10 protein-coding genes are annotated in these 12,253 nt (G+C 59.1%); 2 read left to right on the top strand and 8 right to left on the bottom strand.

All coding sequences use genetic code 11. From position 1 onward, the window contains the following. Positions 1 to 54 precede the first annotated feature (54 nt). The 6 genes from rfaH to LIX91_RS12630 are packed head-to-tail and all read right to left on the bottom strand — an operon-like array spanning position 55 to position 6,850. Positions 55 to 567, bottom strand: a complete 513-nt coding sequence (gene rfaH / locus LIX91_RS12655; RefSeq protein WP_103695761.1) for a transcription/translation regulatory transformer protein RfaH — start codon at positions 565 to 567, stop codon at positions 55 to 57. A 52-nt stretch (positions 568 to 619) separates the two neighbouring features. After that, positions 620 to 2,827 carry a polysaccharide biosynthesis tyrosine autokinase gene (locus LIX91_RS12650; protein WP_226488554.1) on the bottom strand — a complete coding sequence of 736 codons (2,208 nt, stop codon included), beginning with the start codon at positions 2,825 to 2,827 and terminating at the stop codon, positions 620 to 622. Beyond that, complete coding sequence (locus tag LIX91_RS12645) at positions 2,828 to 3,280, bottom strand: low molecular weight protein-tyrosine-phosphatase (protein WP_003412064.1); 453 nt, start codon at positions 3,278 to 3,280, stop codon at positions 2,828 to 2,830. Further along, complete coding sequence (locus LIX91_RS12640) at positions 3,270 to 4,205, bottom strand: glycosyltransferase family 2 protein (protein WP_100073186.1); 936 nt, start codon at positions 4,203 to 4,205, stop codon at positions 3,270 to 3,272. Before LIX91_RS12640 ends, LIX91_RS12645 begins: the two co-directional genes overlap by 11 nt. A 3-nt stretch (positions 4,206 to 4,208) precedes the next feature. Further along, a complete protein-coding gene (locus LIX91_RS12635; RefSeq protein WP_003417630.1) occupies positions 4,209 to 5,723 on the bottom strand; it encodes a lipopolysaccharide biosynthesis protein in 1,515 nt (504 codons plus the stop codon). A 5-nt stretch (positions 5,724 to 5,728) separates the two neighbouring features. Beyond that, positions 5,729 to 6,850 (bottom strand): DegT/DnrJ/EryC1/StrS family aminotransferase, encoded by a 1,122-nt coding sequence (locus LIX91_RS12630; RefSeq protein ID WP_103690113.1) that lies wholly within the window; start codon positions 6,848 to 6,850, stop codon positions 5,729 to 5,731. Positions 6,851 to 7,517: 667 nt separating this feature from the next. On the opposite strand from LIX91_RS12630, the gene LIX91_RS12625 reads away from it, so the two are divergent. Further along, on the top strand, positions 7,518 to 8,711 hold the full coding sequence (locus LIX91_RS12625) for a cysteine desulfurase family protein (RefSeq protein WP_226488553.1): 1,194 nt from the start codon (positions 7,518 to 7,520) through the stop codon (positions 8,709 to 8,711). A gap of 57 nt (positions 8,712 to 8,768) precedes the next feature. Continuing rightward, positions 8,769 to 10,577, top strand: a complete 1,809-nt coding sequence (locus LIX91_RS12620; RefSeq protein ID WP_046237818.1) for an aminopeptidase P family protein — start codon at positions 8,769 to 8,771, stop codon at positions 10,575 to 10,577. Between the two features lie 24 nt (positions 10,578 to 10,601). Here the strand turns inward: LIX91_RS12620 and LIX91_RS12615 are convergent, their stop codons facing one another. Beyond that, complete coding sequence (locus LIX91_RS12615; RefSeq protein ID WP_003417622.1) at positions 10,602 to 10,916, bottom strand: hypothetical protein; 315 nt, start codon at positions 10,914 to 10,916, stop codon at positions 10,602 to 10,604. Positions 10,917 to 11,082: 166 nt separating this feature from the next. Then, complete coding sequence (rhtA, locus tag LIX91_RS12610) at positions 11,083 to 11,970, bottom strand: threonine/homoserine exporter RhtA (RefSeq protein ID WP_003370628.1); 888 nt, start codon at positions 11,968 to 11,970, stop codon at positions 11,083 to 11,085. Positions 11,971 to 12,253 lie beyond the last annotated feature (283 nt).

The raw sequence follows: 12,253 nt of genomic DNA, 5'->3' as shown, positions 1-12,253 counted from the left end.
TGCGACGTATGCTTTCAGGACACGTCGTGCGGCAGGTTGCGGCGGGTTCGAGCGCTAGGCGCTCGCCTCGATTCGCGACAGGCTGCTGATTGGCAGCACCACTTTTTGCTGGCGTTGCAGCATATTGAGCAGGATCACCGCGCGCTGCGCGCCGTCTTCGCTCAGAAAGATGGCCTCGACGTCACCCCAGCTGGCATGGGTGATCAGCACTGCGTCGCCCTGGGTAAACTGTGTTTTCGGCGCGGGTGTGGCGAGTCGTTGGCGGATCTGCTCGATCAGATGATCCCGAACCGGCACCGGATGACCACCGAAGGTCACGATGCGCGAGACGCCGCGGGTGGAGCGAATCGGGTACCAGTTGTCCTGCACCTGATCCATGTGAATGAACAGATAGCCGGGGAACAAGGGCTCGCCGGCCTGAGCCTTCGCGCCGGTTTTTTTTGCATCGGCCTGTAACGGTCGATAGCACTCGAACTGCTGACGCCGCAAATGTTCTTCGGCGCGGGCTTCCTGCCGGGGTTTGGTCTGGATCAGGTACCAGCGGACATCCTGGTCGGAGTGGGACATGGTTAATTCCTTTTAAATGAAACAGCTCGGTCAGCGGCAAGCAGCACCCCGGTTATCGGGGCGCGGGGCGGTAGTTGTAGCCGTAGGCGGCGCAGTCGTAGTCGGAGGTCGTGGCCTTGCGCACCACCGCGTTGAAAATGGCGCCCTTGATCAGAATTCCGTTCTGACCCAAACGTCGTTTGCTGGCTTCGATTTCCTGAACGGTGGTCATGCCGAAGCGCGCCACCAGCAGGCAAGTGCCCGCCTGACGGCCAACCAGCGTCGCATCGGTCACGGCGAGGATGGGCGGGGTGTCGATCAGAATCAGGTCGTACAGCGGCGACAGTTCGGCAAGCATCTTGTGGAAGTTGTCATGCATCAGCAGCTCCGAGGGGTTGGGCGCGGCGAAACCACAGGAGATGAAATCCAGATGCCGGACACGGGTGGTGTTGATGACCTCGGTACAGCGCAGACGCGCCGCCATTGTGTCGGACAGCCCGTGTTTGGGTTGCAGACCGAAGAGGCGATGCAGGTAGCCTTTGCGCATGTCGGCATCGATCAGCAGGACCCGTTTGCCGGTCTGGGCAATGATGGTCGCCAGATTGCTCGACACAAAAGACTTGCCGGCACCCGGTGTCGGGCTGGATATCATCAGCACGTTGTTGCGCGCTTCAAGCATGGCGAAGTGCAGGCTTGTGCGCAGGCTGCGCAATGACTCGATCGCCAGCTCGGCAGGGGCGGCAATGCTCAGCAACTTCGACTCCTTGCCAGCATGGTCGCGCTTGTCCAGATGCTCCTGTTGACGCGAGTAGGGCAGCGACGCGTAGACCGGCATGCCCAGATTTTCAATGATCTCGGCGCTTTCGACGCCGCGATAGAACGCCTGGCGCACGAAAACCATGGTCATCGCCACCAGTGCGCCGAGCAGCGTGGCAATCAGCACAATCAGCGTTTTCATCGGTTTGACGGGTCTTTCGACATTGGTGTCGGCGTTGTCGATGACCCTCACGTTGCCGATGTTGCCAGCGCGCAGAATGTCCTGCTCCTGGCTTTTGTTGAGCATCAGCGTGTAGGTCTGGCTGATGACCTGCATATCGCGGGTCAGACGCAACAACTCTTGCTGGGTCATGGGCAGCGCGTCGATTTTTTTCAGCAGGCCCTGGCGTTGTTGTTCCAGCTGGCTCATCTGGCTCATCAGGCTGCGATAGGTCGGGTGCTCGCGGGTATACAGCCGTTCCAGTTCGACGCGTTTGAGTTTCAGTTCGGACAGCATCGAGTCAAGACTGACCACCTGGTCAAGCACCCCCTTGGTTTCGATACTCAGGTCCACCGATCGGGCGCTGGTCTGGAAGGTGTTCAGCGCGGTTTCCGATTCCTCGAGCTGCTTGCGTACGGCAGGTAACTGCGAGCGCAAGAACTGCAGCCGCTGGGCGGCCTCGGCCGAACTGCGCTCGACGTTTTGACGTACATACAGATGGCTGACCTCATCGAGAATCCGGTTGGCCCGTTGTGCGTCCTGGTCCTCGATCGACAGGTAGATGATGCCCGAGTCCCTGCCGGCCTCGGCGATCTTCAGACGGTTCTGATAGATCAGTGCGGTGCTGAGCGTGCGCTGTCTGGAGACAGTGAAATCGGTACCGGGCCGGGCCTGCAACGTAGCGACCTGGATCTTGATTCCGTGGCCTTCGACCACGCGATTGATCGCACCCCCGAGCAGCAGATTGTGTTCGCTATCGTAGAGCGAGAACTGGCCGGGTTTGCCTGCGGTCAGGGTGAGTTTTTCACCCAGCAGGTGCTCAGGCACTTCCAGTTGGAACACCTCTATTTTTTCGCCGCCCCACGCATATTGGGTCAGGCCGAATAAAGGCTGCGCCAGTTCACCATCGCGTGCGGGCTTGAAGGTGCGATACAGATACGGACCGATCACAGGAAACAAATCTGGTGTCTGGAGCCTATTGAGCTGCAGATCGTCGACGACCTTGCCCAGCAGTGCGCGGGACTTGATCAGCTCGATCTCGGTGGTCGCCTGCGACACCGAGAGTGGCTTGGCACTGACTTCCGGCGTGCCCTCGATGCCTATTTTTCGAGGCTCTATCTGAATCATGGCGGTGGCCTGATACACCGGCGTGGCCAGAATGGCATAGCCCAGGCCGATCAGAAAAAACACGCCGACGGTCCACAGGATCAGGGTCTTGTGATCGAACAGCATCCGCAGGACCGTTGCCAGATCAATCCGGGAGTCCGGTTGGAAATTCAGGGAAGGATGGTTCATGACGGTCATTTATCCTGTTGCTCCTGACTGAAAATGGGGAAGCCAGTCGTCGATGCAGCGCGAGAGCTGCGCGTAGGTCTGCTCGAAGGCTGACGCGGGGCGCCGGTAAGGGTCGGTGATGTCGAGCGGGTCCTGCCATTTCCCCATCAGAAAGGCTTTGCCGCGCACTTCGGGGGCCAGTTCGAGGACGTCGGAAAAATGCGCCTGCTCCATCAGCAGGATCAGGTCGGCCTGGCGCAGCAGCTCGCGACTCATCTGGCGAGCGGCATGCCGCCGAGGCTGCACCCGGTGCGACTGCAGTACCGCATGTGCCGTCGGGTCGATCGACGAACCCGATAACGCGGCGATGCCTGCCGACTGAATACGCACCTGCGTGGCCTGCAGGCGTTCATGCAGCATCGCGACGGCCATCGGACTGCGGCAGACGTTGCCGACGCACAACACCAGCACACTACTGAACATGAGCTTTGCCAATGGCCGGCAGCAGGCGCCTGCGCAGATTGCCGATCACGTTGCCTGCCACTTTCCACAGTGTCTGCAGTTTGTGGCGAGGGGCGAGTGCAGCCAGCGACAGGCACACCGTCTGCATCAGGAAATACTGGTACAGCGGCTGATTGCCCAGGCGGTTGTAATAGTTGGCCAGGCTTGAGCAGGTTTGCAGGTTCATGTGCAACTTGCGTTTGTCACTGCGCATCGAGAACACCCCGCCAGGGTGCATGCGATAGGCGGCCGGCTTGATCCCGGCCATGAACTTGCCCTTGCCGTAGGCCCCCAGCAGCGACCACCAGCACATATCGTTCAGCGGCGCGTTGCACAGGCTCAGTTCGGGCGGCATCTGGCTGAACACATTGCGAAAGCAGACGGTCAGGGTCGACAGGCGTCTTGCCTGCTGCAACTCCAGCGCCGAGGCATCAGCGCGCAGATGACCTTGCAGCTGCACGCCATACTGGCCGTGCTCATCGAAGACGAACGCGTCGTGATAAGTGATGACGTAATCTGGATGAGCTTCGAGAAAGTCCACTTGCAGTTGCAGTTTTTGCGGATCGGTCCAGTAATCGTCGGCTTCGCAGTAGGCGATGTAACGACCGCGCGCTTCGCCAAACAGGCCGGGGACGCAAGCTCTGCCCTGACTGTACTGATTGATCTGCTGATAGAAGGGCCGAATGATCGTCGGATGCCGCTCGGCGTAGTGCGCAATGATGCGCGCGGTAGCGTCTGTGGAGGCGTCGTCGTTGATCAGGATTTCGTACCTGAAATCGGTCTGCTGTGACAAAAGCCCGTCCAGCGTCTGGGCGATGAAGCCCTCCTGATTGTAGGCGGGGCATACGATGCTCAGCAGCGGTGGCGCCAGGCAGGTTTCGTCGGTATTTCTTACAGTGTCGTCCATGGCTCAAGTACTCGGTTTACTGAACAGAACATAGAGTTTCGATGCCAGCGGCCGGTGACTCGTCGCCACCAGCGTCAGGGTGACAAGCCCGCTGAGCGCAAGTGCCAGAAGCACGCTGCTACGGCTTTCACCGGCAATCAGATTGAAAACGGGGGCGCTGACCACCAGGCCGGCAGCGGTCATCGCGCTGATACGCAGGATGTCGCTCAGCCACTGGCGGTGCAGGCCGGGGGCCAGGTGTCGATGCACGATGGCTGGCCATATCGCGAAGGACGTCGCTCGCAGAAAAAACCACGCCAACGCCGCGCCGTACACGCCCTGATAATGGATCGCCAGCACCATCACCGGCACGCTGACCAGCGTCGAAATCAGGCTGTACCACAGGTGCAAGTGCATCCGGCCATAGGTGTATTGCAGATAGAACTGAAAGGCACTGGCGGCCATGATGGCGCTGCCCAGTGCGTACCAGCCCAGCACCGGACGACTCCAGTGCGCGGCGACCGGATCGCCGGTCCAGGCGAGAATCAACGGTTCTGCATACAGGGCAATGACCGCCGCCAGAGGAAACAGAAAGGTGCAGGCGAAGCGATTGGCGGCCAGAAACAAGGCGTGCATCTCGTCGCGCCGCCCCTCGGCCATCAACACTGTCAGGCGCGGCAGCAGTGTCTGGACCAGCGGGTTGGTCAGCATCACGATGCCGGTGGCGATCAACGCCACCAGTGAGAAGTAGCCGTACTGGTCCAGCGGCAGCAGATTCGACAGAAGTGCTTTGTCCACCTGGGTCAGCACGATCCACAGCACAGCGCTCAGCGACAGGCTGGCGGCGAAGGGCAGGATCGGCTTGATTAATGGCCAGTCCAGGCCGGTCAGCCAATGCGGTGCAGGCATCTGCCTGCGGGCCTTGCCGGCAAACAGCAGGGTTTCGATCAGCCCCACTGCGAGTTGAAATTCAAAGAAGTCTCGTGGGTCCCGGGAAAACTGACTGACCAACACCAGGCCACCGAAGTAGCGCAACGTGGCGATCGACACATTGGCGATGTTGAGCCAGCCATGCTGTTCAAGGCCCTGAATCGCGCTTTTGTACAGCGTCGAATACAGGCGCAGGGCAATGATGATGCCCATCAAGGTGATGCAATGGGTCAGCGTGTCGGGTTGTAGCGTATCTGCGTTCAGCCAGTGCGCGGCGATCCACGGGCTGGCGACACAGACCAGCAAGGCGCTGAACATGGCCATCGGCAGAAAGATCAGTTCGAACGAGCGCAGCAGACGACCCAGGTATTGTTGGCTTGCAGGGGTGTCTCGCTGGTGCGCCACCGCCCGCACCAGGCTGGGCGACAGGCCGGCATCCAGCAATTGCAGCCAGGCCTGCAGCAGGGTGAAGAAACCGATCAGGCCGTACGCTTCGGCACCCAGATGGCCCAGATAAAACGGCATGATCAGAATCCCGACCAGCAGCACGTAAGCCTGCCCGCCGTAATTCAGCAGGGTGTTGCGAATGAGGGAATGTTTGCCGGGCATGATCGTCAGCAGACCCGCGCAACGGTGCAGGCCCGGTAGTCAGTTTCAGTCCCGCTGCAGGCTTCGATCAGGGTGCGGATCACCAGGTCCTGCTCGCTTCTCAGCAGACCGGGATAGATCGGCAGGCACAGCACTCGTTCGCTCAACGCTCTGGAGACCGGCTGGGCGGGTTGCGGCTGCAGGTATTCAAGGGTGTCCAGTGAGGGGTAGAAGTAGCGGCGAGGGTTGATCTTGTGCTGGTTGAGTGCCGTGCGCACGCTCAGCAATTGTTGTTCGTCGCGCAGGGCCACAGGGTAATAACTGTGATTCAACTGGCTGTCGGCCTGCGGTGTCTGCAGATCCAGATAGTCCTGCAGCGACGAGGTGTAGTGATCGGCTATCTCTGCGCGCTCTTCGAGAATGTTGCTGATGTTGTCGAGAATGCACAGCCCCATGGCGGCGGAGAATTCATTGAGCTTGGCGTTGATGCCGATGCCATCGATCCGGTCGACGCCGGAAATGCCGAAGTTGCACATCAGATGGGCTTGTCTGGCCAGATCGTCATCGTTGGTGATGATCGCGCCACCTTCAATGGTGTGAAACAGCTTGGTGGCATGGAAACTCAAGGTGCTGATGTCGCCATGATTGAGCACCGACTGGCCTGCGTGACGCACGGCGAATGCATGTGCGCCGTCATAGACGACCTTGAGCTTATGCTCGCGGGCTATTTGCTCGATGGCTTGCACGTCACACGGATTGCCGAACACGTGGGTGGCGACGATCGCAGTGGTGTCTTCGGCAATACTGTTTTCGATGTGTTTCGGCGAGATGTTCCAGGTGTGCGCATCGATGTCGGCAAAGATCGGCCGGATGCCTTCCCATTGCAGCGAGCTGCTGGTCGCGACAAAACTGAATGGCGTAGTCACTGCGCTGCCACTCAGCCCCAGCGCCCGATAGGCCACTTGCAGGGCCAGGGTGCCGTTGTTGGTCAGAATAATGTGCCTGACGCCCAGGTAGTCCTTGAGCCGATCCGTCAGCTCCCTGGCCAGCGGACCGTGATTGGTCAGCCAGCCACGTGCGTAGATGCCTTCGACATAGCGTTTGAACTGGTCGATATCACCCAGATATGTCTTGGTCACGTTAATCATCGAAGCCTCCATGTTTCTTTGAATCAGCGCGTTGCCAAGCGGGTGACCGGGCATCTTTCGCAGACGTGCGTTGACTGCCGGGCACGCTACCGCCGAATCGTGTCGATCCAGTCAGGGCGCTGCTTACACAGAACCAACGCGTAAGCGTCGAGTGGGTCGCATTGCAACAGGCAAAGCTACCGCCACACCGAACGCATTCAGCACTTTAAAAAGGAAGTGAGAGTCAACAGACATCCGCCAGCGCCGGGTAAGCGCCGTGGAAATAACTGACAGGGTGAGACGGGACAGCAGTCAACTTCGGCGGATGATTCCAACGCTATGCTCTGCGGCATGTGCGTAAAACCGGAATGTGCCTGACGGTCCTATATATCGGTGGCGGCAGGGTATCTGTCAAATTATTTCGTCAGGTTTCTGTTAGATTTTTGATAAATGGTAGAGCGAAGAATCTAACGTACTGATTTATAAGTGTGTCAAAAAAATATCATCCGTCGATGTCTTTTTAACGACACAGCTCACGGCCTCTGTCCGGCGTCGAGAGATCAACGGATTTTACGACAGCAGCTTTTTATATATTCTATTTTGATCTATATAAATATTAATTGATAATTTTTGGTTCTATTTGATTTCGTGCATGATCTTCCTCATGGTCTGTAAACGAGGAACGTGCATGAACGAGCCAGTGCTGTATTTCGATTACGCTGCCACCACGCCTGTGGACGAGCGCGTCATCAGGGTGATGGTCGATTGCCTGGGGGCGTCAGGCAATTTCGGTAATCCGGCCTCCAGCTCCCATTCGTTCGGCCAGAAGGCCCGCCTTGCGGTGGAACTTGCTCGCGGGCAGGTTGCGCATCTGGTGGGTGCGCAAGCCTCGCAGATCATCTGGACTTCCGGCGCCACCGAGTCCAGCAATCTGGCACTCAAGGGGGTGGCTCAGGAACGTGCCAGGCGCCAGGCAGCCGTCGCCGGAGGCAGACCCGGTCATATCATCACCAGCCTGATTGAGCACAAGGCGACCCTCGACACCGCCCGTCAGCTTGAGGAAGAGGGCGTCGACGTTACCTGGCTGGCGCCGGACAGCGAGGGCCTGATCAGTGCCGATGCGGTCAGTGCAGCCTTGCGTGACGATACATTTCTGGTCTCGCTGATGCTGGTCAATAACGAACTGGGTACCGTCAACGACATTGCCGAGATCGGCAGGCGCGTACGTGGGCACGGGGCGCTGTTGCATGTCGACGCTGCTCAGGGCGCCGGCAAGCTGCCGATCGACCTCAGCCAGCTCGCGGTAGATTTGATGTCGCTCTCGGCACACAAGATCTATGGGCCCAAGGGCATTGGCGCCTTGTATGTCGGTCCGCGCGCGCAGCAGCGTGTTCTCGCCCAGATTCATGGAGGAGGGCACGAATGTGGCTTGCGCTCCGGGACACTGGCGACGCATCAGATCGCCGGAATGGGCGCGGCCTTTGCCCTGGCGGCAGAGGTGCTCGAAGAAGAGGTGGTTGAAATACAGCGGCTGAGCGATCGTCTTTGTGAGCGCCTGGCCAAGATTCCCGGGGTGTATATCAACGGCAGTCCCACGCAGCGGATTGCCCACACGCTCAGTTTTACCTTCACCCATAACGATCTGGATGTCGCCGCGCTGGGTGAGAGTCTGGCCTTTTCGTCCACCTCCGCCTGCAACTCGGCGAAAAACCTGCCGTCGCATGTCCTGCTCGCCCTTGGGCTGAGCCCGCAGGCCGCCAGCCAGACGATACGCCTGAGCCTGGGGCGCTTCACCCGCGAGCAGGACATAGAGCGTGCGGTCGACTCGATTCGCGCCTCTCTTGTTCAGCCTGCGTTCTGGGCGGTTGCTCAGGCTCGATGAGTGCTCCATTATCTGAGCCAGTGAAAGCAGTCAATTTCCGGGTCAGCAGGAGAGTCAATGAGCACGCAATCCAATGCCAGTTCAGGCGTGGCAGAACGTTTGGCGCAAACCCGCGCCTTGATGAGCAGGGAGCGCATCGATGCCTATCTGGTGCCGTCAGCGGATCCGCACCTCTCCGAATACCTGCCCGGCTATTGGCAGGGGCGCCAGTGGTTGTCGGGTTTTCACGGCTCGGTCGGTACACTGATCATCACCCAGGATTTTGCTGGCATATGGGCTGATAGCCGCTACTGGGAACAGGCTACCAAGGAGCTGGCCGGCAGCGGCATCGAGCTGGTGAAACTGATGCCTGGCCAGCAAGGTCCACTCGAATGGCTGGCAGATGAAGCCAAGGCCGAAAGCGTGGTTGCTGTTGATGGCGCGGTTCTGGCCGTTGCTTCTTCGCGAACCCTGGCAAGCAAGCTCTACGAACGCGGTGCGCGGCTGCGAACCGATATCGACCTGCTCACCGAGCTATGGCAGGACCGGCCCGCGTTGCCGTCCCACCCGATTTACGAGCATTTGCCTCCCCAGGCGTCACTGGACCGTAGTGAAAAACTCGCGCGGGTTCGTCAGATCATCGTCGAGCGAAAAGCTGACTGGCATTTCATTGCAACGCTGGACGACATCGCCTGGCTGTTCAATCTGCGTGGCGCAGACGTTTCCTACAACCCGGTGTTCATCGCGTTCGCCTTGATCGGTCCGCAAAGCGTCACGCTGTTCGTGGATTCGAAGAAAGTGCCGGACTCGGTGCGCGCGCGCCTGGAGCGCGACGCTATCAACCTCATGGAGTACACGCAGATTGGCGCCGCCTTGCGTGAACTGCCGAAGGACGCGCGACTGCTGGTCGATCCGGCGCGGGTTACCTGCGGGCTGCTCGATTACCTGGACAGTGAGGTCACGCTGGTTGAAGGGCTTAACCCGAGCACGTTACTGAAGTCGCAAAAAACCGAAGCCGATACGGCCCACATCCGCCAGGCAATGGAGCAGGACGGCGCAGCGCTCTGCGAGTTCTTCGCCTGGCTGGACAGTGCGCTGGGGCGAGAGCCTGTCAGCGAGCTGACCATTGATGAAAAGCTCACGCAGGCACGCGAGCGACGTCCGGGCTACGTCTCGCCCAGCTTTGCCACCATCGCGGGTTTCAACGCCAATGGCGCGATGCCACATTACCGTGCTACCGAGGCGGAACATGCGCGGATAGAAGGTGATGGTCTGCTGCTGATCGATTCGGGCGGCCAGTACCTTGGCGGTACCACCGACATCACGCGTATGGTGGCGATCGGAACACCGAGCGCCGAACAGAAGCAGGACTGTACGCGCGTCCTCAAGGGTGTGATCGCACTGTCGCGAGCTCAGTTTCCCAAAGGCATTCAGTCGCCGCTGCTGGACGCAATTGCCCGAGCGCCGATCTGGAGTGAGGGTGTCAATTATGGCCACGGCACCGGGCATGGTGTGGGGTATTTCCTGAATGTGCACGAGGGGCCGCAGGTCATTGCCTATCAGGCGCCTGCAACGCCGCAGACGGCCATGCTGCCGGGCATGATCACGTCCATCGAGCCCGGTACGTACCGGCCTGGACGCTGGGGTGTGCGTATCGAAAACCTGGTGATCAACCAGGAAGCCGGCAAAACCGAATTCGGCGAGTTTCTGCGCTTCGAAACCCTGACGCTGTGCCCGATCGACACCCGTTGCCTCGAGGTGTCGATGTTGAGCGCAGAAGAGCGCGCCTGGCTGAACGACTACCATGTGCAGGTTCTGACGCGCTTGAGCCCGCTGCTGCAGGGCACTGCGCTGTTGTGGCTGCAGGCCCGCACGATCCCTGTCTGATCAAGCCTTCACGTTGCCGCGGGCTCAGTCCTGCGGCGACGGATTCGCCAGTGGTGCAGCTTTCCTGCACACGATGATCATGCTGCGGCTGGTGTAACCGGCCGGGTTCAGGCCGAACGGATAGTCTTCGGGCTCCTCGGTGGCATCGCCTGACTTCGCGATCACCTTGAATGTTCTCGAAGCGCAGGAGTTGGTAGCCAGTTCGTAGCATTTTGCCCAGGACGACGTGAGGCCTGAGCAATTGATGTGGATGCCTCGCTTGCTTTGCGTGACGGGTTTGGATGTGGCTGCACAACCTGCCACAGCCAATATGGCCAATACGACAAAAATGTATTTCATTCCTTTCCTTAGCGGGCCATTACTGATCGCGATCCATCCGATTGACTGGACCATGAGTCTTTTGAACTGTAACGCATAGCCACCGACTATAAATCGGTCAGGTACAAACATGGCGCATGCGCGTAACAAATGCTAGTGCCATATGGCTTCTTGATGCGTGGTAAGTTCAGTCGGCCGGCACCAGTTGAGGTTTGCTGTTTGCAGAACCAAGGGTTGCGCCAATGGACGCGAAGATGATCGCGCCGATCGCCAGCCACTGAGTCAATGAAAGGCTTTCATGAAGAAACACCAGGCCGGAAAGCGCGGCGAAGACCGGTTCCAGGCTTGCCAGCGTGCCAAATGTACGCGCCGACATTCGCGTCAGGGCGATCATCTCCAGGCTGTAGGGCAGGGCAGTCGAGAGGATTGCGACACCCAGTGCTGCGGGTATCAGTGAAATATCCAGTAACGCAGAGCCTGCGTGTATTACGCCTATCGGGCCTATGAACAGCGCGGCAATCACGACACCAAGCGCTGCTGTCTGCACACCGTTGTCGGCGCCTGCCTTGTGACCGAATACGATGTATGCGGCCCAGCACACTCCGGCGCCCAAGGCGTAGCCCGCACCGAGCAGATCAATCGCGGCAGCTGAGGTCCCCAAAGGGATCAACAGCAGCAGGCCGATGACTGCCAGAGTTACCCAGAGGAAATCAATGGGCTTGCGGGAGGACAGCAAAGCCACCGCCAGCGGGCCGGTGAACTCCAGGGCTACTGCAATTCCCAAGGGGACTGTCTGCAGCGACATATAGAAGAGAAGGTTCATGCAGCCCAGCGCAATGCCGTAGATCACCACAGTGCGTAACGACTTTGCAGTCAGATTTGCCCGCCACGGACGCAGGACGGCAACCAGGATAAGGCTGGCGAATACCAGCCTGAGTGTTGTGGTGCCTTGCGCGCCCACGACAGGGAAAAGACTCTTTGCCAGCGACGCGCCGCTTTGAATGGAGATCATGGCGATCATCAGCAGTCCCAGAGGGAACAGGGCAGAGGCTATGTTGCGGGATTTCTCAGACATTTCAGATGTACATCCTGGGTGTGATCCGGGCACAGGTAACGGCGCATGATGCGGAATAATCAATGAATGGGCAATATATTGCGCAAAGGGTGCGTGCTCTTCTTATATAGGTAACCACGAAACGGTCAATTTCGGTGATTTTGAAATTAACGGTTGACGCCCTCTGTGAGGTGTCTATAATTCGCCCCACTTCCGGCGCAGACGGAAACGAAAAAGCCTTGCAGATCAATAGCTTGCAAGGTTTTAAGTGAGGAGTCAGCGAGGAAGGAGGTCGGGTCTGGAT

The organism is Pseudomonas sp. B20 (assembly GCF_020515755.1).
Lineage (GTDB): Bacteria > Pseudomonadota > Gammaproteobacteria > Pseudomonadales > Pseudomonadaceae > Aquipseudomonas > Aquipseudomonas syringae.
Note: the sequence above shows the minus strand (reverse complement) of the source record. Positions and strands in the feature narration are given on the sequence as shown.